At 52.6% G+C, this 26310-nt stretch carries 23 protein-coding genes; 12 read left to right on the top strand and 11 right to left on the bottom strand.

Annotation, left to right across the window (positions count from 1 at the left end):
• Positions 1 to 9 precede the first annotated feature (9 nt).
• On the bottom strand, positions 10 to 1962 hold the full coding sequence (locus K7H08_RS02725) for a transglycosylase SLT domain-containing protein (protein ID WP_038485572.1): 1953 nt from the start codon (positions 1960 to 1962) through the stop codon (positions 10 to 12).
• Positions 1963 to 2089: 127 nt separating this feature from the next.
• On the opposite strand from K7H08_RS02725, the gene K7H08_RS02720 reads away from it, so the two are divergent.
• From K7H08_RS02720 to sixA, 4 genes are all read left to right on the top strand, one after another.
• Positions 2090 to 2437, top strand: a complete 348-nt coding sequence (locus K7H08_RS02720) for a YkvA family protein (RefSeq protein WP_038485568.1) — start codon at positions 2090 to 2092, stop codon at positions 2435 to 2437.
• 102 nt (positions 2438 to 2539) lie between these two features.
• Positions 2540 to 4444, top strand: coding sequence for a molecular chaperone HtpG (gene htpG, locus K7H08_RS02715; RefSeq protein ID WP_231657121.1), 1905 nt, complete (start codon positions 2540 to 2542; stop codon positions 4442 to 4444).
• Between the two features lie 116 nt (positions 4445 to 4560).
• Positions 4561 to 5631, top strand: a complete 1071-nt coding sequence (locus K7H08_RS02710; protein WP_231657120.1) for an NAD(P)H-dependent glycerol-3-phosphate dehydrogenase — start codon at positions 4561 to 4563, stop codon at positions 5629 to 5631.
• Positions 5624 to 6106, top strand: a complete 483-nt coding sequence (gene sixA / locus K7H08_RS02705) for a phosphohistidine phosphatase SixA (RefSeq protein WP_038485559.1) — start codon at positions 5624 to 5626, stop codon at positions 6104 to 6106. The genes K7H08_RS02710 and sixA overlap by 8 nt, the downstream gene beginning before the upstream one ends.
• Before the next feature lie 70 nt (positions 6107 to 6176).
• On the opposite strand, the gene gatB is transcribed toward sixA, so the two are convergent.
• The 3 genes from gatB to gatC all read right to left on the bottom strand — a co-directional run bounded on the left by gatB (position 6177) and on the right by gatC (position 9447).
• Positions 6177 to 7631 carry an Asp-tRNA(Asn)/Glu-tRNA(Gln) amidotransferase subunit GatB gene (gene gatB / locus K7H08_RS02700; protein WP_083005853.1) on the bottom strand — a complete coding sequence of 485 codons (1455 nt, stop codon included), beginning with the start codon at positions 7629 to 7631 and terminating at the stop codon, positions 6177 to 6179.
• Positions 7631 to 9091, bottom strand: a complete 1461-nt coding sequence (gene gatA, locus K7H08_RS02695) for an Asp-tRNA(Asn)/Glu-tRNA(Gln) amidotransferase subunit GatA (RefSeq protein WP_038485553.1) — start codon at positions 9089 to 9091, stop codon at positions 7631 to 7633. Before gatA ends, gatB begins: the two co-directional genes overlap by 1 nt.
• A 68-nt stretch (positions 9092 to 9159) precedes the next feature.
• The gene (gatC, locus tag K7H08_RS02690; protein ID WP_038485550.1) at positions 9160 to 9447 is read right to left on the bottom strand and encodes an Asp-tRNA(Asn)/Glu-tRNA(Gln) amidotransferase subunit GatC; all 288 of its coding nucleotides are present in this window, start codon (positions 9445 to 9447) and stop codon (positions 9160 to 9162) included.
• 229 nt (positions 9448 to 9676) lie between these two features.
• On the opposite strand from gatC, the gene K7H08_RS02685 reads away from it, so the two are divergent.
• The 7 genes from K7H08_RS02685 to tldD are packed head-to-tail and all read left to right on the top strand — an operon-like array spanning position 9677 to position 19716.
• Positions 9677 to 10714 carry a rod shape-determining protein gene (locus tag K7H08_RS02685; protein ID WP_009721960.1) on the top strand — a complete coding sequence of 346 codons (1038 nt, stop codon included), beginning with the start codon at positions 9677 to 9679 and terminating at the stop codon, positions 10712 to 10714.
• Between the two features lie 23 nt (positions 10715 to 10737).
• Complete coding sequence (gene mreC, locus K7H08_RS02680) at positions 10738 to 11676, top strand: rod shape-determining protein MreC (RefSeq protein WP_231657119.1); 939 nt, start codon at positions 10738 to 10740, stop codon at positions 11674 to 11676.
• Positions 11676 to 12164 (top strand): rod shape-determining protein MreD, encoded by a 489-nt coding sequence (mreD, locus tag K7H08_RS02675; protein ID WP_038485544.1) that lies wholly within the window; start codon positions 11676 to 11678, stop codon positions 12162 to 12164. The genes mreC and mreD overlap by 1 nt, the downstream gene beginning before the upstream one ends.
• Positions 12165 to 12216: 52 nt before the next feature.
• Positions 12217 to 12828 (top strand): Maf family protein, encoded by a 612-nt coding sequence (locus K7H08_RS02670; protein WP_038485541.1) that lies wholly within the window; start codon positions 12217 to 12219, stop codon positions 12826 to 12828.
• A gap of 59 nt (positions 12829 to 12887) precedes the next feature.
• Positions 12888 to 14351 (top strand): ribonuclease G, encoded by a 1464-nt coding sequence (rng, locus tag K7H08_RS02665; protein WP_038485538.1) that lies wholly within the window; start codon positions 12888 to 12890, stop codon positions 14349 to 14351.
• A complete protein-coding gene (locus K7H08_RS02660) occupies positions 14351 to 18262 on the top strand; it encodes a YhdP family phospholipid transporter (protein ID WP_231657118.1) in 3912 nt (1303 codons plus the stop codon). Before rng ends, K7H08_RS02660 begins: the two co-directional genes overlap by 1 nt.
• Complete coding sequence (gene tldD / locus K7H08_RS02655) at positions 18262 to 19716, top strand: metalloprotease TldD (protein ID WP_038485532.1); 1455 nt, start codon at positions 18262 to 18264, stop codon at positions 19714 to 19716. The genes K7H08_RS02660 and tldD overlap by 1 nt, the downstream gene beginning before the upstream one ends.
• 108 nt (positions 19717 to 19824) lie before the next feature.
• On the opposite strand, the gene yjgA is transcribed toward tldD, so the two are convergent.
• Positions 19825 to 20346, bottom strand: coding sequence for a ribosome biogenesis factor YjgA (gene yjgA / locus K7H08_RS02650; RefSeq protein WP_038485529.1), 522 nt, complete (start codon positions 20344 to 20346; stop codon positions 19825 to 19827).
• 96 nt (positions 20347 to 20442) lie between these two features.
• On the opposite strand from yjgA, the gene pmbA reads away from it, so the two are divergent.
• Positions 20443 to 21783 carry a metalloprotease PmbA gene (pmbA, locus tag K7H08_RS02645; protein ID WP_120386766.1) on the top strand — a complete coding sequence of 447 codons (1341 nt, stop codon included), beginning with the start codon at positions 20443 to 20445 and terminating at the stop codon, positions 21781 to 21783.
• A gap of 71 nt (positions 21784 to 21854) precedes the next feature.
• Here pmbA and K7H08_RS02640 read toward each other — a convergent pair whose 3' ends face one another.
• The 6 genes from K7H08_RS02640 to lptB form a co-directional block, all read right to left on the bottom strand.
• Positions 21855 to 22124, bottom strand: a complete 270-nt coding sequence (locus tag K7H08_RS02640) for an HPr family phosphocarrier protein (protein WP_038485523.1) — start codon at positions 22122 to 22124, stop codon at positions 21855 to 21857.
• A 45-nt stretch (positions 22125 to 22169) separates the two neighbouring features.
• A complete protein-coding gene (rapZ, locus tag K7H08_RS02635; RefSeq protein ID WP_038485520.1) occupies positions 22170 to 23084 on the bottom strand; it encodes an RNase adapter RapZ in 915 nt (304 codons plus the stop codon).
• 74 nt (positions 23085 to 23158) lie between these two features.
• A complete protein-coding gene (gene ptsN / locus K7H08_RS02630) occupies positions 23159 to 23629 on the bottom strand; it encodes a PTS IIA-like nitrogen regulatory protein PtsN (protein ID WP_038485517.1) in 471 nt (156 codons plus the stop codon).
• A gap of 4 nt (positions 23630 to 23633) precedes the next feature.
• The gene (gene hpf, locus K7H08_RS02625) at positions 23634 to 23942 is read right to left on the bottom strand and encodes a ribosome hibernation-promoting factor, HPF/YfiA family (protein ID WP_009721972.1); all 309 of its coding nucleotides are present in this window, start codon (positions 23940 to 23942) and stop codon (positions 23634 to 23636) included.
• Between the two features lie 97 nt (positions 23943 to 24039).
• Positions 24040 to 25455: an RNA polymerase factor sigma-54 gene (locus K7H08_RS02620; protein ID WP_038485513.1), complete on the bottom strand. Its 1416-nt coding sequence runs from the start codon at positions 25453 to 25455 to the stop codon at positions 24040 to 24042.
• A gap of 105 nt (positions 25456 to 25560) precedes the next feature.
• Entirely contained in the window at positions 25561 to 26286 is a 726-nt protein-coding gene (gene lptB, locus K7H08_RS02615) for an LPS export ABC transporter ATP-binding protein (RefSeq protein ID WP_095603314.1), read from the bottom strand.
• Positions 26287 to 26310 lie beyond the last annotated feature (24 nt).

Here is a 26310-nt window from a genome sequence, read left to right as displayed (position 1 = left end):
CTGTCGAGGTTATCGGCTTACAAGCAGCGCGTGGTCATAGCGAACGGCCTGTTCACTCTCACTAAGCAGTGAGACGCCCTCGCTGTTGCCGCCGTTTGCCAGGCTTTCGAAAATGACCCGGTAGCTCAACACGGCTTGTACATAATCTCGGGTTTCCCGGAATGGAATGCTTTCTACAAACAGGTCAAATGATTCCATGCTGTTGTTGCCTAGCCATTGATCTACTCGGCCTGGCCCGGCGTTATAAGCGGCGGTGGCGGCCAACCGATTGCCTTGATAGCGTTCCAGCTTGTCACGTAAGTAGGTGCTACCTAAGCGAATATTAAGCTCAGGCTCTAAAACGCCGTAAGGTCCTGGATCATTTAGCCCCAGTTGACGACTAACTTGGCTTGCCGTGCCTGGCATTAATTGCATTAACCCCCGAGCACCGGCAGGAGAAAGGGCGACTGGGTTGTAAGCACTTTCACGACGGGTAATGGCCATCAGTAAATAAGGGTCGACGCCGGTTATGCGGCCCCAATGTAGGAAGCTATCACGATAAGCCGCTGGGAAACGCCAATCCAGCGCGTCCCACATTTCAGCTGCAATCGTGGTTTGCACTAAGCGAGCATGCCACTGCTGGTGAGCGGCGTAATCGGCGAGCGCCCGCGCCTGATAAGGTGTGCCATTCTGTACGGCATACAGCCACTCGCTGTTGGCTAGACCATCTTCGCCAATACGTAGGAGTGCTTCGGTGCGCTGAACCACCGGCAGGCGTGCCGTTTGTGCCCTGGTAGCTTCGTCAAAATGGTTGCGTTCTAAGTTGAGCTGGTAGGGTTGGTTGAGTTTTTCGGCAGCAGCAAAGCCATAGAAACTTCGGTCGGTTGCTGCTTGTTGGTAACGCGCTAACGCTGCGTCACGATTACCCAGTTGCTCATTGGCCCTGGCTAGCCAGTACTGCCAGCGGCTACTTTCCTGCTGGCTACTAGGCATTTCGGTGATCCAGTGGACGACATCGGTCCACTGTCTTTTGGCCAGAGCGTCGCGAACACGCAGTTCTAATACGCGCTCGCTGTTCAGCGAAGGCAGTACGCTGTCGACCCAGGAAAGGGTGCCAGGAACGTTGCGTACGAGTGCATAAAACGCAAGTTCTTCTTCGATCGCTTGGCGGTCAGTATGGGCTAAGTTGAGGCGTGGCCCAATGGCTTGCCACGTTGAGAAGGCTGCGGGGGTGTTTTCTCGCGTGTAGCGCTGCATGGCGGCTTTATAAAACGCCGCCGTGGCAGCGCATTCAGGGCCAAGACAGGTAGGCGCTGAGGCAAGTGCGCTTGGTGAGTTATTGACCGTTTCGGCTGTATTCAGTGCTGTTTGCCACTGACTGTTCAGTAACCCGCCTAGATAGTTGCTTAAGCGCTCTTCGCCCGCCTGCCAAGCGAGCATTTTACGCTCCCAAATTGCCGTGGCATCAATGGTGCCATCCGCGCGAAGGCGATTGAACAGCGGGTCGCAGGCATCCGGCTGGGAGCTACCTACAAGCCACAGTTCAAGCCCCGCTTCGCGAGCTTCAGCAGGTGCTCTATCCAAGAGAGCAGTGTAGTAGTAACACTGACGAGCAGTGCCTGCTGGTACGCCGTCAGCAACGGCAAGCAGGTCGCCAAATCGACCCGCATAGCCATACTTTGCGATCGCTTGGCCACGCATCCATTCTGATAGCGGTGAATCAGCATGGCGCTCGATAAACTGCAGCACTTGGCTGGGGGCTGCATTAGGCAATTGGCTACGTAGGCGATGGTAGTCAACATAGCCGCTAAGGATATGCCCCTCTATCGCGCGGTCATTGATCTGTTGCCACTGCTGTTGGCGTGCAGCTTCAAGTGCCTCGCGCATCGCTGAGTCAGACGTTGCCCAGGAGGCAGTTGGTAACCCGATGAGCATCGCCGCACATAGGCTGCGAAATGTTAATCGAAATGGCGAAGCTTGCATGGCACTCCCTCTTGCTCGCTAATGGTATCTAGCCGCTATGTTGCTAGAACTGTATTGCTGGGTTGATGATGAACTAAATGTGCAAAAAATGTTCTGACAATTACGATACCTGGAGGATTCAATAACGATGGCACGAATGTCTACGTGGTGGCTGTTTCGACGGCTCAAAACACGTGTATGGGCAGTGAAACGCATTGGCCGAGCACTAAAGCTGTTTCTGCCTATGACGCGTGACGTGCTGCGAGGCAGTTTTCGCCCTATTCCCTGGTCGGCCTTTGGGCTGATGGCGCTAGCACTTGCTTATCTTGTCATGCCTTTTGATCTTATTCCCGACTTTCTCGTAATGATTGGCATTGTTGATGATGTTTTGATCGTAGGTTGGTTACTTAATCGTGTCGATGCCCACCTGTCAGAATATCGTAATTGGAAATATGCAGAAGAAACGCCAGCCGCTTCTTCTCACTCACCTTCTTGAAATCCCGCCGCTTATCCCCATATTGAGTTCACAACCTTTTCCGCTCCTGCGTAACGTTAGGCAGGAGCGCCAAGCACAACGTGATTAATGAGGGCTAAGCGCATGACGACGGCAACCCAGGAAGAAACTCTTGGCTTTCAAACGGAAGTTAAGCAACTCCTAAATTTAATGATTCACTCCCTGTACTCTAACCGGGAGATATTTTTACGCGAGCTGATCTCTAACTCGGCTGATGCCTGTGACAAGCTGCGTTATGCCGCACTTGATAACGATGCGCTTTATGAAGGTGACAGCGAGCTGCGCATTGAAATTGAGCATGATCGCGAGGCTAACACCATCACGCTACGTGATAATGGCATTGGCATGAATCGCGATGATGTCATTGCGAATCTGGGTACTATCGCACGCTCAGGTACCGCAGAGTTCCTTAAGCAGCTCTCTGGCGAGCAGCAAAAAGACGCTAAGTTAATTGGCCAGTTCGGGGTAGGATTCTATTCTGGATTTATCGTTGCTGATGAAGTAACGGTACGCACCCGCAAAGCGGGCACTGACGCCTCAGCAGGGGTCGAGTGGCGCTCAAAGGGTGAGGGTGAATTCACCGTTGCTGATATTGAATGTGAACGTCACGGTACTGAAATCACGCTGCATCTTAAAGACGATGCTAAAGAGTTTGCCGACGACTATCGCCTGCAAGGGCTAGTGCGCAAATACTCCGACCACATTGAAGTGCCCGTGCGTATGCCTAAAACCGAAACGGCGAAGGACGACGAAGGCAACGATATTGAAGGCAGTGAAATCACCACGTGGGAAACGGTTAACGAAGCGACTGCGTTATGGGCTCGTCCGAAAAGCGATGTCACTGAGGACGAGTACAAGGCATTTTACAAGCACGTTGCCCACGATTTTAGCGACCCGCTGACCTGGAGCCACAATAAGGTTGAGGGCAAGCTGGAGTATACCAGCCTGCTGTATGTACCGGGCCGTGCACCGTTTGACATGTTCGATCGTGATGGCGCTAGAGGCGTTAAACTGTATGTTCAGCGTGTGTTCATTATGGACGACGCGGAGCAGTTTTTGCCCCTGTATCTGCGCTTTATCAAGGGCGTATTAGATACCCGCGATCTCTCTCTGAACGTTTCTCGTGAGCTGCTCCAGCAAGACCCCAAAGTCGATAAGATCAAGGGCGCGTTGACCAAGCGTGCGCTGGATATGCTCAAGAAGTTGGCGAAAGACAATGAGCAGTACCAGACCTTCTGGAATACATTTGGCAGCGTGCTAAAAGAGGGGCCAGGTGAAGACGCCGCCAATCGCGAAAAGATTGCTGGCCTGCTCCGTTTTGCTTCAACGCATACCGATACTGCCGCCCAGGAGCACTCTCTGGTCGACTACGTTGAGCGTATGAAAGAGGGTCAGAAGAAGATTTACTACGTGGTCGCCGACAGCTTTAATGCGGCAAAAAATAGCCCCCACTTAGAGATCTTCCGTAAGAAAGGTATCGAGGTGCTGTTGCTATCGGACCGTATTGACGAGTGGCTAATGAGTCATCTCACCGAGTTTGATGGTAAATCGTTTGCCGATGTGGCTAAAGGTGAGTTGGACCTTGGCGATGTGGAAGACGAGGAAGAGAAGAAAGCCCAGGAAGAAACAGCTAAAGCCAAAGAAGACTTGGTTAAGCGCGTCAAAGAAGCGTTAAACGATGGTGTTCAAGAGGTGAAAATTACTCACCGCTTAACCGATTCGCCCGCCTGTGTCGTGCTTCCTGAGCATGAAATGGGCTATCAGATGCGTCGGATTATGGAAGCCGCTGGCCAGCCATTGCCCGAGGTGAAGCCGATTCTGGAGCTAAACCCCAACCATGCTCTTGTGGCGCGTCTGGAAAATGCTGACGGCGACCTGTTTGGCCAGTTGGCGCATATTTTGCTGGATCAGGCGATCATCGCTGAAGGTGGTCATCTTGATGATCCCGCTGCCTATGTTAAGCGGCTTAATAACGTCTTAACGTCTTGATGAATCAGTAGTTGATTGACGCGGCCCGCTTGGATATCCAAGCGGGCCGCTTGTTTTAATAGAGATGATGATAAAGTAAGTGCTAAACGCACGAGACCAATGATCAGGATATCGTCATGGCTGATGAACAGCAGATGAATGTGGCAGTGCTGGGGGGCGGAAGTTTTGGTACCGCTCTGGCGAGTATTGCAGCAGATAATGGCGCAAAGGTGCGCCAGTGGATGCGCGATGAAGCTTTAGTGACGCAAATAAATCACGAGCATCGCAATGGGCGCTATCTACCACATTATGTAATTAATCCCGCCGTCATCGCGTCTACGGATCTTCAATCGGTGCTAGAAGGCGCTGAGTTAGTGCTGATTGCTATCCCTTCCAAAGCGTTTCGAAGTGTTGTTCAGGCTGCCAAACCCTGGTTAACCCCGGAGCAAATTCTGGTCAGTACCACCAAAGGTATTGAGCAAGATAGCTTTTTGCTAATGAGTCAGGTGCTTGAACAGGAAACTGGGTTTCCCCACGTTGGCGTCATAGCGGGGCCCAATTTAGCGTCCGAAATCGCTGATAAGCAGTTGACTGCCACCGTCATTGCCAGCGCCGATGCGCTCACCAGAACGCGGGTGCAGCAAGCGTTAGGCTGTCGCTATTTTCGCGTATATGCCAGTAATGATCGTCATGGCGTTGAGCTGGGTGGGGCGCTTAAAAATATCTACGCCATTGCCGCAGGTATGGCGGCAGCGCTGGGAATGGGAGAGAACACTCGCAGCATGCTGATGACGCGAGCGCTAGCAGAAATGAGCCGCTTTGCAGTTGCACAGGGGGCTAACCCGATGACGTTTTTAGGCTTGGCTGGCGTCGGTGATTTAATCGTTACCTGCTCTTCAAATCTATCCCGCAACTATCGGGTTGGCTACGCCATGGGGGAAGGGCGAAGTCTTGATGAGGCGGTGTCGGCATTAGGTCAAGTAGCTGAAGGGGTAAATACCGTCAAGCTTGTCTGCGCTAAAGCGCGTGAAATGGGTGTTTATATGCCGCTGGCTGAGGGCCTGAATCGCGTGCTGTTTGAAGGTGTTCCGGCTCAGGAGATGGCACGCACTCTGATGATGGGCGAGCAAAGCAGTGATGTGGAATTTATTCTGCCTCGTGAGGCTGTTCAGCAAGCCCACCGTGAAAATGGAGGCAGGAATGCCTAGTGTGCTGGTTATGCGCCATGGTGAGGCTGCATCGGGGTTTCCCGATCAATCGCGCCGATTAACGCCTCGTGGTGAGCTTGAAGCCGAAAAAATGGCCCGCTGGCTGGCCATGCGTATTGAGCAGGGTGAACTATCTTGCCCCACGATTTATGCCAGCCCTTTTGTACGAGCTCAGCAGACAGCTCAGCGGATCTGTGATGCTTTGGGTGTGCAACTTAATACATTGGCGTTTATTACCCCGGAAGATTCACCTAGTGATGTTAGTGAATGGCTGCTAAATCAATCTGCAGATGCTCCGATTATGCTCGTCAGCCATATGCCGCTGGTGGGTGAGTTGGCGGGCCTGTTAGTAGAAGGAGTGCCGAGCCAGGGGATTGGCTTTCCTACCGCCGCCATTGCAGAGCTGGAGGCTGACGTGTGGGCCGCCGGTTGCGCGCAGCTAAAACGCTTTACCCAGCCAAGCCAGTTGTTATAACGCTTATAGACACAAAAAAAGCGGCTGCCGAGGCAGCCGCTATGACACTGCTGTCACTCGTCGGTCGACGTTACAGCAGTGCGTCCAGCTTCTCTTTTAACAAGCCATTAACTTGCTGCGGATTCGCTGTGCCGCGGGATGCCTTCATGACTTGGCCAACGAAGTAACCAATCATTTTGCCGCGTTTCTCTGGCTCAGAATCACGATATTGAGCAACTTGAGCCGGGCTCTCAGCGATAACCTGGTCAATCATCGCTTCAATCGCGCCAGTATCCGTGACTTGCTTCAAGCCTTTTGCGTCAATGACGGCGTCGGCGCTATCGCCTTGGCCATTCCACAATGCTTGGAAGACTTGCTTAGCGGCTTTGCCGTTAATGGTGTCATCCAGTACGCGACTAATTAGCTCGCCGAGCTGTTTTGCGGAAACCGGGCTGTTCTGAATGCTTAGGTTCTCACGGTTAAGCGCACCCGAAAGCTCCCCTTGTACCCAGTTAGCGGCTTGTTTAGCATCGCCGCACACTTGCTGTACTTCTTCGAAAAACTCGGCCATTTCTCGGCTAGCAGACAGTACGTGGGCATCATAGGCCGATAAGCCTAGCTCATTCTGGAAACGCGCCCGCTTATCGGCAGGAAGCTCTGGCAACTGGCTGCGAAGGTGATCAAGGTAAGCTTGATCTAACACCACGGGTAACAGATCCGGGCAGGGGAAGTAGCGATAGTCGTTAGCTTCCTCTTTGGTACGCATGCTGCGGGTTTCATCGCGCTCAGGATCAAACAGGCGGGTTTCCTGCACGACTTTGCCGCCGTCTTCGATCAGCTCAATCTGGCGTTCGACCTCATAAGCAATGGCGCGCTCAACAAAGCGGAACGAGTTGACGTTTTTAATTTCCGCGCGAGTGCCGAAGGCTTCTTGGCCTTTAGGTCGCACTGAAACGTTAACATCACAGCGCATTGAGCCTTCCGCCATATTGCCGTCGGAAATGCCCAAATAGGTCACAATAGAGTGAATCGCTTTGAGATACGCGGCGGCCTCTTTTGCACTGCGCATATCCGGTTCAGAGACGATTTCCAGTAGCGGTGTGCCCGCCCGGTTAAGGTCGATGCCCGTCATGCCGTGAAAGTCTTCGTGTAGCGACTTGCCAGCGTCTTCTTCAAGATGGGCGTGATGAATACGAATACGCTTGGTCGATTCGTCATCTAGGGTGATTTCGACATCACCTGCGCCGACGATCGGATGATACATCTGGCTGGTTTGGTAGCCCTTGGGCAAATCGGGATAGAAGTAGTTTTTACGGTCGAACACCGATACTTCAGGAATGTCGGCGTGTACCGCAAGCCCAAATTGAACGGCCATGGCCACGGCCTGCTCGTTCAGCACAGGCAGAACGCCAGGTAAGCCAAGGTCAACAGCACAGGCTTGAGTGTTCGGTTCTGCACCAAAAGCGGTGGAGGCGCCGGAGAAAATTTTCGAACGAGTTGCGAGCTGAACGTGCACTTCCAGCCCAATCACGGTTTCCCATTGCATTAGGCGTTCTCCTCGGCAAAAGCAGGGCGTTGTAAGTGCCAATCAGTGGCTTGCTGGAACTGGTGAGCCACGTTTAGCAGCTGTGCTTCTGCAAAGTGGGTACCCAGGATCTGCAGACCAACCGGACGGCCATTGGAAAAGCCTGCTGGAACGCTGATGCCAGGAATGCCGGCTAGGTTAACGGCGATGGTGTAAATGTCCTGTAGGTACATAGACACCGGATCTTTCTTGGCGCCAAGATCAAACGCGGGCGTTGGCGATGCGGGCCCCATCAGTACGTCTACGTCTTCAAAGGCGTCCAGGAAGTCCTGTCGAATCAAACGACGCACTTTCTGCGCTTTGGTGTAGTAGGCGTCAAAAAAGCCTTCAGAAAGCGTGTGTGTGCCAATCAGGATGCGCCGCTTCACCTCATCACCGAAGCCTTCCGCACGAGACCGCGTGTAGAGATCAATAAGATCAGCTGGTGCATCGCAGCGATGCCCGAAACGCACGCCATCATAGCGGGAGAGATTCGAGGAAGCCTCTGCAGGGGCGATAACGTAATAAGCCGGAATCGCATAGTGGGTATGCGGCAGGCTCACCTCGCGTACGGTCGCTCCTAATGATTCATATACTTTCACTGCCTCGCGGACCGCTTTTTCGACGTCAGCGTCTAAACCATCGCCAAAGTACTCCTTTGGCAAGCCGATTTTGAGGCCAGAAAGCGGTGCGTTGAGCGTTTCTGTGTAGTCGGGAACGCCGCGGGCAACGCTGGTGGAATCACGTACATCATGGCCAGCAATGACATTGAGCAGATGCGCGCAGTCTTCAGCACTTTTCGCCATAGGGCCAGCCTGATCGAGGCTAGACGCGTAGGCAATAATGCCATAGCGAGAAACGCGGCCATACGTAGGCTTCAAGCCGGTGATGCCGCAAAACGCTGCGGGCTGACGAATAGAGCCGCCGGTGTCTGTGCCCATCGCAGCAGGGACAAGGCCTGCTGCTACTGCGGCGGCACTACCACCTGAACTGCCGCCAGGAACTGCAGTAAGGTCCCAGGGATTTTTTACTGCACCAAAATAGCTATTTTCGTTGGAAGAGCCCATAGCGAACTCATCCATGTTGGTTTTACCCAGGCTAATGGTGCCGGCAGCGTTGAGTTTCTCTACCACGGTGGCATTGTAAGGCGCGATAAAGTTATCGAGCATTTTTGAACCGCAGCTGGTCTTCACCCCTTGAGTACAAAAGATATCTTTCAGCGCGAAGGGAATGCCTGTTAGCTTGCCAGCCTTACCTGCAGCACGCGCATTGTCGGCAGCTTCTGCCTGATCAAGTGCTTGCTCGGCGGTGACGGTAATAAAGCTATTGAGCGTGCCATCAGCTTGCTCGATACGCTGTAAAAAGTGTGAAGTCAGCTCTCGGCTGGAAAGCTCACCGCTTTTCAGGGCGGCGGCAAGCTGCGTTACGGTTTTATCATGCATGACCCGGAAGCTCCGTTCGGGGGCGAATAGAAAGAGCAGAAAATAGCGGCCTGTGCGTGGTAATCTGGCTACTCCACCACGCGGGGTACTAGATACAGGCCATTTTCTACTGCCGGAGCACAGCGCTGGAAAGCGTCGCGCTGGTTAGTTTCCGTGACTTCGTCGGCTCGCAGCCGTTGTGTGGCATCCAGCGGGTGCGCAAGCGGCGCAATGCCATCGGTGTCCAGGCTTTGTAGCTGGTCGACCATGTCCAGAATGCGGCTTAGATCGTCGACAAAACCACTGGCTTGGTCATCGCTAACGGCGAGTCGGGCCAAGTGTGCGGCCCGGCGCACATGAGATTCTTCAAGCGCCATGATCGAATTTTCCTTGCAAACGTGATGGAACATATTCCGCGTTCAGCGGTATACATACGGTCATCTTAAATTCGTCTTGTGTAGCAGACGTAGAAAATAGCCGCAAAAGGTACCACATATTGGCCCTAACGGGCAGTATTAGGCACGACTCGTGCTTGCTGCCAAGGGGTAGCGGTGATACCGTTTGCATCCGCACAGGGTTCCCGGTCTGCACTAGGTAACAACATCCATGTTCAAACGTTTGAGGGGGCTGTTTTCCAGCGATCTGTCGATCGACTTGGGTACGGCCAACACACTGATTTATGTACGCGGTCGTGGCATCGTTCTCGATGAACCGTCCGTAGTCGCTATCCGCCAGTCTGGCAACATGCGCAGCGTGGCGTCGGTTGGTACCGATGCCAAACGTATGCTCGGTCGCACGCCAGGCAATATTACCGCCATCCGCCCGATGAAAGATGGCGTTATTGCCGACTTCACCGTGACTGAGCAGATGCTTCAACACTTTATTCGTAAAGTGCATCAAAGCACCTTCTTAACGCCTAGTCCTCGTGTCTTGGTGTGCGTTCCCTGCATGTCAACGCAGGTGGAACGGCGCGCTATTCGCGAGTCGGCGGAAGGTGCTGGTGCTCGTGAAGTGTTTTTAATCGAAGAGCCGATGGCCGCCGCAATTGGCGCAGGGCTTCCGGTTGAAGAAGCGCAGGGCTCAATGGTGGTTGATATCGGTGGTGGTACTACCGAAATCGCCATTATTTCGCTCAACGGCGTGGTTTATTCAGAATCTATTCGTGTCGGCGGTGACCGTTTTGATGAGGCCATCACTGCGTATGTGCGTCGTCACTACGGCAGCCTGATTGGTGAAGCCACCGCTGAGCGAATCAAAGAAGAGATCGGTTGTGCTTATCCCGGGGGCGAACTGCGCGAAATTGATGTGCGTGGACGTAACCTGGCGGAAGGCATACCGCGTAGTTTCACACTGAACTCCCATGAGATTCTCGAAGCGCTTCAAGAAACCTTGGGTTCTATTGTGGCAGCGGTCAAGAGTGCCCTTGAGCAATCACCACCGGAACTGGCTTCTGATATCGCGGAGCGTGGCTTGGTGCTGACCGGTGGTGGCGCGCTGTTGCGTGATCTCGATAAATTGATCGCCGAAGAGACAGGCTTGCCGGTGATTGTGGCTGAAGATCCGCTCACCTGTGTGGCCCGCGGTGGCGGCAAGGCACTGGAAATGATTGATCAGCATACCTTCGAGTTGCTGTCGAGCGACTGATCGTAGCGGTTTATCGCGGGGGATTGCCTATTAAACCGCTATTTTCGCACGCGTCATTGCCAGGGTATCGGCTATTCTTCTGTGTGCTATTGGCAAGCATTTTAATGTTTGCCGATCAGCGATTTACCCGCATGGAAGGTGTGCGTGCCCAAATGACGATGATTGTTGCCCCAATTCAGTGGGTCGTTAGCGTGCCTAGCGATCTACTTAACTGGGGCGCGCTTGCGCTTTCTGACCAGCAAGCGCTCGTCGATGAGAATCGTCGCCTGCGTGAGCAAATTTTGACGCTTTCACATCGTGGTCAGCGGTTGGCTAATCTGACCGCGGAGAATGCCGAATTACGTGATCTTCTGAAGGCAGCTCAGCGTAGAGATATTCCGTACATAACTGCTGAGCTACTGTCGCTAGATAATGATCCTTTTAGTCATCAGATGGTGGTTGACCGGGGGCATCGAAATGGTGCCTATGTCGGTCAGCCGGTGATTGATGCTTTTGGCTTAGTGGGGCAAGTGACCGCTGTGTCGGCGTATTCAAGCCGCGTTCTGTTACTGGCTGATGCGAGCCATGCATTGCCTGTTCAGGTGAACCGTAATGGCCTGCGATTTATTGTGCAGGGAGCTGGTCGTTATGGAAGCGTGAAGGTTTTGCATGTGCCGGATACAGCAGACATTCGCGAAGGTGATCTGCTGACCACATCAGGGTTGGCAGGACGCTTCCCGCCAGGCCATCCCGTTGCTAGGGTCACCGACGTTTATCACGACCCAGGTCAGCCTTTCGCTCAAGTGACCGCAGAGCCCTCTGCTCAGTTGCAGCGTTCACGTCACTTCTTATTGCTGTTCCCGCCGCCCCGTGAAGAGATAGAGGATACTATTTGGGGAGAGGGTATGGAAATTTCAGCCGCTGCACTGCACGCTGCCCAGCGTATTGGTTTGCAGCAGGATGCTGCACGAGAGGTGCAGTAATGGCTAAGACGCCAGTCGTATCACTTATCTTTGTATGGTTTACGCTTGTGCTTGCATTGTGCTTGCAAGTGATGCCTTTAGCAGAGGGGTGGCAGGTATACCGTCCTGAGTGGATAGGGCTAATGCTGATTTACTGGTGCATGCGAACACCGGATAGAGTTGGTGTTTTTCATGGCTTTGTTATCGGCATTCTGATGGATTTGATCGAAGGTACCGCGTTAGGTCAGCATGCTCTGATATTGTCGCTGTTGGCCTTCTTATGCGCCCTGGTTTACCCGCGCTTTCGTGCTTACTCTTTAGTACAGCAGTCTGTTCTCGTGTTGGTCTTATTAGGCTTGGTGCAGTTGATTGAGCAGTGGTTACGCACGCTGACGGGGGATTTTTCAATCCATTTGTCTTTTTTGATTCCATCACTGATCAGTGCTGTTCTGTGGCCCTGGTGGTCTACCATGCTTAAAGCGCTCGAACAGCGTTTAGCTAGCGTGTAATGATTTATAGTTCATGCGGCTGAGCATTTAATAAGCTGCCGGAGTTGCTGTAATGGATAGTTCACGTTCTGCATCGCCGCCTGTGTTATGCCTTGCTTCGGCATCGCCTAGACGTAAGGCGTTGTTAGCATCGATAGGTGTGGCGGTCGAGGTCATGCCAAGTGACGTAGATGAAACGCCGCTCAAGGGTGAATCTGCGCAAGCTTATGTGGAGCGCTTGGCGAGTGCGAAAGCGCAAGCGGCTGTTTCAAGAACAGCCCTTCCTGTGCTGGGTTCAGATACGGCCGTGGTGATTGATGATCAGATATTAGGCAAGCCAATTGATGAGCATGATGCAGCCGTTATGCTTAAGAAGCTGTCAGGGCGTCGTCATAATGTATTAACAGCGGTCGCTGTGGCTGGCCCCAAGGGTGTACTCTCTTGTTGTGTGACAACGGTCGTCAAGATGCGCGTAATCAGTCAGCAGGAAATAGCGGACTACTGGCAAACTGGTGAGCCAGTAGACAAAGCCGGAGGATATGCCATCCAAGGTTTAGCCGCTGTGTTTGTTGAAGAAATTAAGGGCAGCCATTCAGCAGTCGTTGGGCTGCCTCTCTATGAAACAACACGCTTGTTGTGCCAGCAAGGGGTGCCAATCTGGTCGGGCTGCTATCAGCAGAGCTAACCGCCATTTCGCCGCCTGCTGTGTTGGCAAGGATACTGTGACTCAATAAGGAATTTTGCATGAGCGGTGAAGTCCTCATCAATTTAACGCCAATGGAGACTCGCGTTGCGCTGGTGGAAAATGGTGTCTTACAAGAGGCGCTCATTGAACGCTCACGTAGGCGCGGCATTGTAGGTAATATTTACAAAGGCAAAGTAGTACGTGTGCTGCCTGGCATGCAGGCTGCTTTTGTTGATATTGGCCTTGAACGCGCTGCGTTTATTCATGCCCATGAGGTAATGCCATCAGGGACGCCTAATGATGAGCAGCAGACTATTGGTCAGTTGCTACATGAAGGTCAGGCGCTTGTCGTTCAGGTGACCAAAGATCCCATTGGCACCAAGGGTGCCAGGCTCACTACCCATCTCTCGATTCCTTCACGTTATCTTGTCTATATGCCTGACTCTCCCCATCATGGCGTGTCTCAGCGCATTGAAGATGAGCGAGAGCGGGAGCGTTTAAAAGCGCTGCTCGATAAGGGCATTGACGAGCAGACCATCGAGGTAACCGGTGGCTTCATCGTGCGCACAGCGGCAGAGGGGGTCGGTGATGAAGAGCTGGCGGGTGACATGTACTTCCTGCTGCGTATTTGGCGCAAAGTCAGTGAGCGTAAAATAACGGCGGCGTCGCCTAGTGTGATCTACGATGACCTGCCGTTGTTTATGCGTACATTACGGGATGTCATGCGCGATGATATTGAAAAAGTGCGCATCGATTCCCGCGAGAACTTTGTCAAACTGGTCGAGTTTGCTGAAGAATTTATGCCAGATGCGGTAGACCGTATCGAGTATTATCCAGGCGAGCGACCCATCTTTGATCTGTATAGCGTTGAAGATGAAATTCAAAAAGCACTGGGGCGTAAGGTTCAGTTGAAGTCCGGTGGCTATCTGGTTATCGACCCGACAGAAGCGATGACCACAATTGATGTGAATACCGGTGGTTATGTCGGTCATCGTAATCTTGAAGAGACGATTTTTAAAACGAACCTGGAAGCGGCGACTGCGATTGCCCGTCAGCTAAGGCTACGCAACCTTGGCGGCATCATTATTATCGACTTCATCGATATGGTGGATGTAGAGCATCAGCGCCAAGTGTTACGCGTGCTTGAGAAAGCGCTAGAGCGTGATCATGCGAAGACGAAGTGCACCGGAGTGACTGAGCTGGGTTTAGTGCAGTTGACCCGTAAACGCACGCGGGAAAGTCTGGAGCAAACCTTGTGCGAGGCTTGCCCAACATGCAGTGGGCGCGGGACGTTGAAAACGCCTGAAACTGTTTGTTACGAGATTTTTCGCGAGATATTGCGCGAAGAGCGTGCCTACAGTGCCGAAACGTATATGGTGCTTGCCTCTCAACCGGTAGTTGACAGACTGTTGGACGAAGAGTCTGCGGCGGTCGCCGACCTGGAAACGTTTATTAATAAAACCATTCGTTTTCAAGTAGAGCAACACTACTCCCAAGAACAGTACGACATCGTACTAATGTAATGATAGCGTTACGTTCATTCTCTCGATGGTGCCTAGTAGCGATCGCCTCGTTACTAGGAGGTCTTGCTGTCTTTCTATTATTGGCACGCTTATTAATTAGCCAATCCAGCCTACTAACACCGAAAATAGAAGCGTTATTAGAGGCCCGTGTGGGGGTGCCCGTTACTATCGAGCACCTATCGCTGTCGTTGGCGCGTAACGATCTTGTTTTGCAATTGGAAGGTGTGCATTCAGCGACGCCTGACGGGCAGCAATTAGTATCCCTTGAAAGTGCGCATTTACGGCTTGATGGTTGGGCGACATTGAGAAGTATTGCACCCGTATTTAATGATGCGCGCATCACAGGCCTTGAATTTCATCTATATCAGCAGCGAGACGCTGCTTGGGGCTGGCCTGCACCAGCAGAGCTGCCGATCGTTATGTCTCAGGAGCCTACTGTTGATTTAGCGGCGTTGGACGCCTGGGCAGGTCTTATTCTTCGCCAGCGATTGTGGGTAGATAATACTCGTCTGGTGCTGCATGGAAGCCAACAGGCCGTCACCTTGCACGCGCCTACCTTGCTGCTCAATGGCGATAAGCGGCGAACGCGCTTGGAGGGTGCCGTCACGATCTTAGAATCTCAAAGCGTGGATTCGCAAGGAACAGGGTCTCAAGAAAAGGAGACTCAAGAAGCACAAGCACAAGAAACGCTGCCGGCCATTGCGATGAACGTGGAGATGCAGCCTGGAGAGCAGGGTTTCCGTGATTTTTCAGCGGCGCTCCAATTGGACATGCAACTGGATCATCTAGTGGCACTAGCCGCTGTTTTACGTTCCGATCGCATGCCTTCTCTAGAGCAAATGGGAGGCGAGGTTACGTTGTGGGGTCGCTGGCATGCAGGACGCTTAGATGAGGTTCGCTTGGCTGTCGATGTTCCACAGTTGACCCTTCGCCACGAGATTCAATACGCCGTACTGCAAAACATTCAGGCCAATGGCCTTTGGCGGCGAGACGGTGAGGGCGGCGAAGCATGGCTTAGTGGTGATGCTGAAAACGTCGAGTGGGCGCGTCCAGAAGGTGGAAGTGTTGGCCCAGCCTTACCGCGGCATTGGTACTTATCCCACCAGCCTGATCGATGGGAGGTGCGCACCAGCGCATTTGAGCTGGCTTCTTTGGCGGCTTGGCGCGACTATATTTTGTTGCCTGAATCGCTTACTCGAGTGTTACAAACACTCTCACCCCGTGGTCAGGTCCAAGGTTTGCGTTTAGGTCAGCATGAAGGCCATTGGGGGGTTGATGCGGCGTTAACCAATGTGGCTGTGCTGCCTTGGGAGCAAGCGCCAGGAGGTGGCCCGTTAGATGCTTGGGTACAGGCAAGAGACTTTCGCGGCAGAGTAACGTTTAACAGTGCTGGAAGCAGCTCGCTTAATTTTCCTGAATTGTTTGAATCACCCATGCTGTTGAGCCATGCCGAGGGTGTGGTGGAGTGGGTGTATGACGGCCCGAGCACCATGATCAGTGGTAGGGATCTACGCCTAGATTGGGATGGTGCCGAGGTGAGTGGGGGTTTTGGTCTGATTGCGGGTGAACAGGGCGGCCAGTTTGGGCTTGATATTGCGTTTGCAAATGTTGATGCGCTTAATTACCCGCTCTCTCAGTGGCTGCCCGTTAAAGCTCTTGAGCCTGAACTTCGTGAGTGGCTATTAACCGATATAGGCGGTGTTGTTCCCCACGGCTCGCTCAAGCTTAGCTTTCCCTTTACTGGGGAAGAGGCTGGTTCAGAAAGTCAGTTTGCAGATCAAAATTCCTCCACGTTGGCCCTCTCTGTCACACAGGGGCGATTACCTATCGCGCCTGAGTGGCCCATGCTTGAGAAGATCGAGGGCAGATTGGTTTGGAAGGATCAGGTGTTGGAGGCGGTTATTCAGCATGCTGAAAGCCAGGGCATTGACGTCTCTGATGGGGTGCTAAAGATGGCTGATGAGACGCTTAATTTGTCGGGAAGTGTCAGCAGTGATAGTGATTCACTGCTGGCGTTTCTCCAGGCGATGCCTGAGATTGATCTGCCTCTGCTTAACGATGTTCGTGCAGAGGGTCGGGTTGAGGGTGACATCGCTTTATCGTTACCACTAAGCGCGCCGGACTCATTGGCGCTGGAGATTAATGCTCGACCAAATGTCACAATGCTTGCTTTTCAGCCTGTCGACATTCCGCTAGAAGATCTTCAGGGGGAGGTGACGTGGCAGCAGCACGGCGAAAAAAGCGCTTTGCTCGGGCATGTCTCGGGTCTGTGGTCAGGTAATTCCATAGAAGCGGATATCAATGTTCCAGACGACGGTATTGCCTTGGGCGGAAATATTGATGTCGCCACCTTATTTCAACTGGCCAATATTCCAGCTGAACAAGCTCGCCAACTGTTTGAGGGGCGTGCTCAGTGGCGTGGGCAGGTCAACCTACAGCCATCACCGTCGATCGTCCTTGAAAGCCGCTTGCTTGGTATTACAAGCAGGTTGCCAGCGCCATTTAGCAAGTCCGCTGAACAGCCATGGCCATGGCGGTTAAGCGCGGACGTCGATAGTGGCCACTTAACAACACAGTTAGCCGACATCGTTAATGCTCGCGTACAGCTTGATCATAATGAGCTGGCAGGGGTAATTGCTTTGGGCAGTGCTGCCGCACCGAGTGACTGGCCAACGCAGCCAGGCTGGAGCGTTGTCGCGCAGGTTGATGAGTTGCCTCTTGATGACTGGCAGGAGGCGTTGTCACCGTTGATGCAGGCGTCATCTTCGTCGAATGGCGATAGTGAGGATACGCCAATATCAGTAATGCTTAGTACGCCTTGCGTGCATTTCCGTGATGCGTGTTTTGGTCGCTTAGAAGCGACAGGCAATATTGAAGGAAAGCGCTTGGCTATACAGTTAAGCGGTGACCTTGTGTCAGGTCGAGTGACTTATCAGCCCGGTAGCGAGCTGCCGCTTGATATCGCTATCTCGTCGCTGGAAGTAGATCGACTATTTGATATGCCTGCTGCAGCGCATGACAGCAGTGCGCCGACCCCTGGCTCTTGGATGGATGCTGTTGAAACGCAGTACACCACACCAATTGCCATGCCAGAATGGCTTAACCAGCTGCCGGATGGCAGGCTCAGACTAGCCGATATTGGCGTTGGGGAAGGGCGTTTCGGACCGTTAACCGCTTATTGGCAAAGCCAGGGGCAACGTTTTACTCTTTCCCCGGTCGGCCTGACATTAGGGCAGCTCTCTGCCCGCGGAGAACTGGTATGGGAAGGCGACGCTAACAATAGTCATACCCGCGCTGATGTTTCGATACAGGGTGGTGATGTAGGCACTGCGTTAGAGCGTCTAGGCCAACCAGTCGCCATGCGTAGCCGCTCCACGGATGTCAGCGCAGCGCTGACGTGGCCAGGCGCTCCCTGGCAATTTGAATTAAGTCGGGCGGAAGGCGATATTCGTACCGATGTACGTGATGGGCGCTTTGTGACGCTGGAATCTACACCGGCTCGCTTGGTTGGTCTGCTTAATTTTGACAATATACTGCGTCGCTTGCGTTTCGATTTTTCGGACGTGACGGGACAAGGAACTGCATTTGATCGGGTGCATGGCACGGCAGATGTCGCCGCGGGTCAATTACTGCTGCGCGGTCCACTTTCCATTGAAGCGCCATCTACCACGCTAACCCTGACGGGAAGCGTCAATCTTATACAACGTGAACTTGATCAGCGACTAGGCGTCACACTACCTATTAGCCAAAGCTTGCCTCTCGCAGCCATAGCCGTAGGTGCTCCGATTGTAGGTGGCGCTCTTTTTGTAGCGGATCAGCTTTTTGGTAGCGCGTTAGATCAAGCAACCACTATTCACTATCGCGTGCGAGGTCCGTGGACGTCGCCGCAGATCACTCTAGAAGGCCCTTAATGACCGCACATAAGAGCGATGTAAATACCGCTGTTTCCATTTTGTTGACACCAAGTGGCCTGGATTTGGATGCCCTTGATACAGGGCTGTCTTATGCCCTGGGTGCTGGTATTGATTATGCCGATCTCTACTTCCAGCGTACTTGGCAAGAGGGGTGGGTGTTGGAAGATGGTGAAGTAAAAGAAGCCAGCTATAACATTGATGGCGGCGTTGGTGTGCGCTCCTTAGCAGGTGAAAAGACAGGCTTTGCCTACTCCAATCAAATTACCGCAGATGCGCTAATGGATACTGGCCGTACAGCAGCGGGCATTGTGCGTAGTGGTAAGCAGTTACCTGGGCAGCCGGTAGTGGCTGTCAGCGCTGCCGGTCGTTATGCAGGACTTGATCCGTTGGCGGGGCTTACTGCTGACGAAAAAGTGGCAATGTTAAAAGAAGCAGACCGCATCGCGCGTGCAGCTGACCCCTGTATTAGCCAAGTGAGCGCCTCATTGTCAGGCACTTATGAAGTGGTGTTAGTGCGTGCCAGTGATGGCACCTTAGCGGCAGATATCCGCCCATTAGTCCGTTTTAATGTAAGTGTTATCGCGGCTAAAAATGGTCGGCGAGAGCGAGGCGGTGCTGGGGGCGGCGGTCGTTACTCCATGTCCAGGCTGCGAGATGAAAACGTAGCGGAACGCTATGCGAAAGAAGCTGTTCGCCAAGCCTTAGTTAACCTAGAGGCAGTCGATGCACCTGCTGGTCAAATGCCGGTTGTTCTCGGCGCTGGCTGGCCAGGTATTTTGCTTCATGAAGCGGTGGGCCACGGGCTTGAAGGCGATTTTAATCGTAAGGGTAGTTCAGCGTTTGCAGGGCAGATGGGGAAACGTGTTGCGGCGAAAGGTGTGACGGTCGTCGATGATGCTACCGTTGCTGATTGCCGTGGTTCGTTAAGCGTGGATGATGAAGGCACGCCAGGGCAATACACGCCGCTGATTGAAGACGGTATTTTAACTGGCTATATGCAAGATAAGCTTAATGCACGGTTAATGAATATGGCGCCAACGGGTAATGCGCGGCGTGAATCTTTTGCCCATTTGCCGATGCCGCGTATGACCAATACTGTCATGCTGGCAGGCCAAGATGAACCCGCCGACATTATCAAAAGCGTTAAGCGCGGTATCTATGCGGTCAGTTTCGGTGGTGGTCAGGTCGATATTACATCAGGCAAGTTCGTTTTTTCAGCCAGCGAAGCCTACCTCATTGAAGATGGCAAAATTACTGCGCCTGTTAAAGGGGCTACCTTGATTGGCAACGGTCCTGAGGCAATGGGGCGTGTTTCAATGATTGGCCATGATATGGAAATGGATACAGGTATCGGTGTCTGCGGCAAAGAGGGACAGGGTGTGCCGGTAGGCGTCGGTCAGCCCACCCTTAAGCTGGATGAGCTGACGGTCGGCGGCACTCAGTCTTCGTGACTTGATTGTCATCACTTGGTCTTGATGACTTGGTCTTGATGACTTGGTCTTAATGACTTGGTCCTTATGAACTAGCCTTTATGGCCCAGTCATTGAGACATATAGGGGTTAGAGTGCCAGCGTATCGCGTAAGTGTTTGAACAGCTTGCGCGAGCTGGTCGGTGGTTTACTTTGCTCACGCTCTTTACGCGCATTGCGCACTAGTTGTCGTATTACCTGACGGTCAGCGTTAGGGTATTCCGCCATAAATAGATCGACAGCGCTGTCGCCTTCTTCGACTAACCGATCGCGCCATTTTTCTAGCCGGTGAAAGGCATGATCGCGCTGCTCTTTTTCCTGCTCGATAGCGTCGAAGACACCCTGTATGGCAGTAAGGTCTTCTTTGCGAATAAGCTTGCCCACATATTGCATATGGCGACGGCGGCCTTCATGGGAGCGGATGCGAGAGGTTTCTTCTATGGCGCGTAACATGTCGTCAGAGAGCGGAAATTTTGCGCGCTCGGCTGGTTTCATCGCGATAAGCGTTTCGCCAAGCGCCTGGAGAGCATGCATTTCCCGCTTGAGCTGAGACTTACTAGGGCGCTCTTCTTGTTCATCAATATCGAGGGGTTCGGGGCGTTGCTTAGGCATACTAGAACTCACTAATTAGTTTCGTTTGCAGCATTATATCAGGCTGCGACCACAACATTGATCCGCCAATGCGATTCAGGCGAAAAGGAGGCCAAAATGGCACAAGCATTTGATGCAGCGGCCCAGCAGGTGCTGTTAACCCAGCGTGCTGAAGAGGCGCTTGCGCTGGCAAAAAAATTAGGCGCAGATGCTGCTGAAGTCGGCGCTAGTGTAGATCAAGGCCTTGGGATAAGCGTGCGTCTTGGAGAGGTGGAAACTGTCGAACTTTCACGTGATCAAGGAATTGCCATTACGCTATATGTTGGGCAGCGCAAGGGCAGCGCCTCGTCTACCGATGCCAGCAGCGCGTCAATTAAAGCCACGGTAGAGAAAGCCCTGGCAATTGCCCGTTATACGGGGGAGGACCCTGCCGCAGGGTTAGCAGATGCGTCGCTAATGGCAACTGACCTACCTGACCTTAAAGTGCATTATCCATGGTCGTTGACGACTGATGAAGCAATCGATTTGGCGCTGGCATGTGAGAAAGCGGGGCGTGATGTTGCGGGAATTCATCAGTCGGAAGGCGCTTCGCTATCCAGTGGTGAGGGAGTGCGAGTTTACGCTAACAGCCACGGTTTCCTCGGCACCCAGAAAGGCAGTAGTCATTCACTTTCCTGCATGCTGATTGCACAGGATGAGAAGGGCATGCAGCGCGATTACGATTATACCTCGGCACGTAATCCCGCCATGCTTCGAGATCCCGCGGAGGTTGGCCGCGAAGCCGCGTCACGCACGCTACGTCGGTTAGGCGCTCAACGGCCGCCAACAGGTACCTTTCCGGTGCTGTTCGACCCGTCACTTTCCAGCGGCTTAGTAGGTCACTTGATGGGGGCGTTGGCAGGTGGGGCGCTTTATCGCGAATCCTCTTTCTTATGTGATCGTTTAGGTAGCCAGCTATTCCCGAGCTGGTTTGGCTTGGAAGAGCGGCCTATGGAGGTGGGTGCGACGGCTAGCTCGCCGTTTGATGCTGAAGGCGTTCAAACTCGCAACAATCGCTTTATTGATCAGGGTAGTGTGGCTAGCTATATGCTGTCTGCTTACAGTGCGCGGCGTTTAGGTATGCAATCTACAGGTAATGCAGGTGGGGCACGCAATTTACGTTTGTTAGCGCCGCTGACGCCCCGAGATGATTTGCTGAAGCAGATGGGGCGTGGCATTTGGGTGACTGAGCTAATGGGACAGGGGGTTAACGGCGTGACTGGCGACTATTCGCGAGGTGCTGCCGGCTTTTGGGTTGAAAATGGTGAAATACAGCACCCTATCGAGGAGTTCACTATTGCCAGTAATTTGAATAGCATGTTTGCTGGCTTGGTCGCAGTCGGTGATGACATCGATACCCGTGGCAGTATTCACACGGGTAGCTGGCTAATTGATGCAATGACCGTCGCTGGTAACTAACACCTTAGCTAACAGCTCAGTTAACACGTTGGCTGATGCTGTTTTAATGATGTCAGTGGTATTCACTGATGTTAGTGCTCTTCGTCAAAACGTGCGTCGAATAGTGCTTCAATGGCCTCTAGTGCTTGTTCGGCGTCGTCGCCTTCCGCATGGACTCTAAGTTCAGTGCCACAAGGGGCGGCCAGCATCAATAACGACATAATGTTGGCCGCATCAGCCATTTGCTGTTGTTTGTAAACGTGAATGTTGGCCGAAAACTGTTGGCTACACTTGACGAGTTTTGTCGCTGCACGAGCATGAAGGCCGCGCTGATTAGTGAGTGTTAAGGTTCTTTCTGGCACTCTGGTTCCTTTTAGCCGAGTGGGGTCGTGAAGAAAAGGCGTTGCTTATTGCGCGTTTGTTGAAGGCTCGGATGTGGAGGGCTGCTGTTCACTTAGGGTGTACTGCAGGCCTAGCTCACGATGACGGAGTTGAACCTCTCCCGCTTGTTTCACCAGCATTTGTGCCAGTTGTTCCACCATATAGACAGAACGGTGCTGCCCGCCGGTACAGCCAATAGCAATAGTCATATAACTGCGCTGGCTATTTTGGTAAGCGGGTAGCCACTTTTCCAACCATGTCTGGATATCATTGCGCATTTCTTCTACGACGGGATATCCCTTAAGAAAGTTGATGATGTTCGCGTCACGCCCAGTGTATTGGCGCAGCGTAGGGTCCCAGTAGGGATTTGGTAAGCAGCGCACGTCAAAGACGAGATCAGCGTCAAGTGGGACGCCACGTTTATAGCCAAATGACTCTAGTGTCAGCGTTAATCTATCTTCACGCTGTTGGGCAACCTGATCCGTTATTCGGCGGCGCAGGTCATGAACCGACAGACGCGATGTGTCGATCATCAGGTCGGCAAGATCACGGATGTCGAGCAGGGTTTCTTCTTCTTTATTGATGGCCTCTTCAAGCGTCATGTCACTATCACGCGTAAGAGGGTGGCGACGACGCGTGGCTGAGTATCGCTCAAGAAGAATTCGCGCATCGGTGGTTAGATAGATAACCTGGAAGTGAATGCTTTTCTGACGCAAAGATTCAAGCATTTTTGGCAGCTGCTTTAGCGCAGCTGGTAAATTACGCGCATCGATACTTACCGCTAGTTGAGGGCGTGCCCCTTGCTCGCGAAGCTCATCCACAAGGGAGCCGAGTAACATGGCGGGCAAATTATCGATGGCACAATAGCCAAGATCTTCTAACGCTTGTAAGGCGATAGATTTACCGGACCCTGAACGGCCGCTAATGATCACCAGTTGCATAGAGTTTCTCTTGGCATGCCAATAAAAATGGAGGTAAACGTTAAACTAGTAGGCAGTGTCTAGCGGTGGACCATTTAGGTAACAGGTTGTTCACGAATTTTTGCTGTAATAAGGTCCAATAGCTCACGTTGGCTAGCCGCTCTACGAAGCTGCTGACGTGTGTCAACGTTGTTCATGATGGACGCCACTTGCCCTAATAAGGCTAAGTGCGTGTCGTCCGCCTCTTCGGGCACTAAAAGTACGAAAACAAGGTCGACGGGGTCGCCATCAATAGCATCGAAATCTACTGGCTCAGCTAACTTTAAAAAACCAGCGATAGGCGAGCTGCAGTGAGGGCTACGGGCGTGAGGAATAGCAACGCCGTTGCCTATTCCAGTGCTACCCAAACGCTCACGACCAATCAGGCGGCTGAAGACTTCTTGGCTATCTAGGCTTGGCGTGTTTTGCGCAATAAAGGTGCTGAAAAATTCCAGCACCCTTTTTTTGCTGCCCCCGGGGACGTCATACAGCACGCGCTCCGGGGGAAGAATAGTTTCCAACGTCATTGAGTTAACGCACGCCAGCGCCTTGGGCGCGAGCTTGTGCTTTTTCCTTGTGTTTAACGAGTTGACGATCAATTTTGTCCGCTAGTGCATCAATCGCAGCGTACATATCGTTGTCTAATGCTTCTGCGTGTAGATCGGCACCTGCAGCATGCAGGGTGCAGGCAGCTTGCTGGCGCTCCTTTTCAACAGATAAGGTCACTTGTACGGTGGTGATATTGTCATAATGGCGCTCAACGCGTTCCAGCTTCTCATTTACATAGTCACGCAAGGCGTCAGTCAGATCTACGTGATGACCAGTGATATTTACTTGCATTGACGTGCTCCTTATCCATCGGACTGTTCTTCGATTGTAACCCTTTTTGCGCTATTGCAAAGCCCTTAGACAGACTTTGTTCGTTAGCACTGTTTTATTAGCGTAAACGGCGGCGTTCGCTTGAAGAGGGTATACCCATCGACTCGCGATATTTGGCCACCGTTCGCCTTGCCACATTAATGCCACCCTCTTCCAATAGCGACACGAGGCGGCTGTCTGAGAGAGGTTTCCCGGGCGGTTCATCTTGCACCAGTTTTTTGATTCGAGCGCGGATGGCGGTGCTGGAGTGACTGTCACCGCCGTCCTGGCCACTTACTTGGCTTGAAAAGAAGTATTTGAGCTCAAACACTCCGCGCGGAGTATGAATGTATTTCTGGGTGGTGACCCTGGAAATAGTGGATTCATGCATTTCTACGGCGTCTGCGATATCGGCTAAAATCAGCGGTTTCATGGCTTCTTCGCCGTGTTCCAGAAAGCCTATCTGGCGAGCTATGATTTCTCGGCCCACCCGCAGTAGCGTATCATTTCGACTTGAAAGGCTCTTGATGAGCCAGCGAGCTTCTTGGAGATGCTCTTTTAAAAATTGGTTATCTTGGCTCTTGTCAGCCCGTTTGATCAGGCTTGCGTAGTCAGGTTGAATGCGCAAGCGCGGCAATGCCTCAGGATTTAGCTCCAGGTGCCATCCTTCGTGGTCATGGCGTACGACTAAATCTGGCGTTACATAGCTGTCATCAGTGTCGCCAAAGGCACTTCCTGGGCGAGGATCAAGGCTGCGGATCAAGCGGATGACATCATCAAGCTGCTCATCATCTAGACTTAACCGCCGCTTTAGCAAACGCACATCATCCTTACCAAGCGCTTCCAGAAATTGACGCACTAACCGCTTGGCAGGCATAAGCAGCGGTGTATCTTCCGGTAGTGAGGCGAGCTGCAGCATTAAGCACTCCCGCAGGTCGCGAGCAAATACACCGGTGGGCTCAAACTGTTGAAGACGAAGCAAGGTTGTTTCAACTTCACGCTGGCTAAGGCCTTCATGCCCTTGGGCTTTAAGTCCTTCGCGAATGTCATTGAGAGGCTGGGTTAGGTAGCCGTTGGCATCCAGTGCATCGATGAGGCTTTCAGCAATGGCGTGGTCGCGTGGTGAAAAATCTGTCATGGCGAGTTGCCAAAGTAAGTGGCCATGCAAACTTTGACCAGCGGCTTGACGCTCAAAGTCAGGCCCCTCGCTGCTGGCACCATGGCTACCAAGGTCTTGATAAGTGTCTGACCAGTCACTGTCAGTTGAGAGTTCGTTAGGAATGCTTTCGGACCATTCAGCTTCCTGGGGTTCACTAACGGCCTGTTCGCCGAACTCATCTTCCTGCTCAAGCATTGGATTGGCATCAAGTGCTTGCTGAATTTCTTGACGGAGGTCCAGCGTTGATAGCTGTAACAGGGCGATGGCCTGCTGCAGCTGAGGTGTCATGGTCAGCTGTGTACCGATACGCAATTGAAGAGAAGCTTTCATGACCATCTGAGAACCGCTCGTTAATCAGAAAGCTCCACCCTAGTGCGAGTTATGGCTTGGTGCAAGTGCAATAAGTATGCCACCACTACTATTTTTTCTACAGATGGCTGTTTACAAGCGGAAATCAGCCCCCAAATAAACGTCTCTTACCCGCTGGTTGTTGAGAATTTCCTGAGGGGGGCCACTGGCGATGATATGGCCGTCACCTACAATGTAAGCAATATCGCAAATATCCAGTGTTTCCCTGACGTTATGATCAGTGATCAGCACGCCGATATGGCGCTTTTTGAGGGCTCGAATGATCGTTTTAATATCGCCCACTGAGATTGGATCAACGCCGGCAAACGGCTCATCAAGCAGGATAAAGGCAGGCTCGGTCGCGAGGGAGCGGGCAATCTCAACACGTCTACGCTCTCCGCCCGAAAGACTCATGCCGAAGTTGTCACGAATGTGCGTGATGTGAAAATCTTCCAGTAGCGACTCAAGGCGCTGCTCCCTGGCGCTACGATCGAGCTCTTTGCGGGTTTCCAGGATTGCCATGATGTTGTCGGCGACGGTAAGTTTGCGAAAAATAGAGGCTTCCTGAGGCAAGTAGCCAATACCAGCCATTGCACGTTCGTGCATGGGGGCATGGGTTAAATCAAGCTCATCAATGCCAACCTTTCCCGCATCAGACTTTACCAAGCCGACAATCATATAAAACGATGTCGTTTTGCCTGCGCCATTGGGGCCTAGTAGCCCTACCACGCTGCCTTGAGATATCTCTAGGTTAATATCCTTAACGACACGGCGGCGTTTATAGCTTTTAGCTAAGTGTTGGGCATAAAGTGTTTTTATCGGCGCGGTTTCTGATTCTGAGGC

The organism is Halomonas sp. IOP_6 (assembly GCF_021151565.1).
Lineage (GTDB): Bacteria > Pseudomonadota > Gammaproteobacteria > Pseudomonadales > Halomonadaceae > Vreelandella > Vreelandella alkaliphila.
This window is presented reverse-complemented; position numbering and strand designations above follow the sequence as displayed.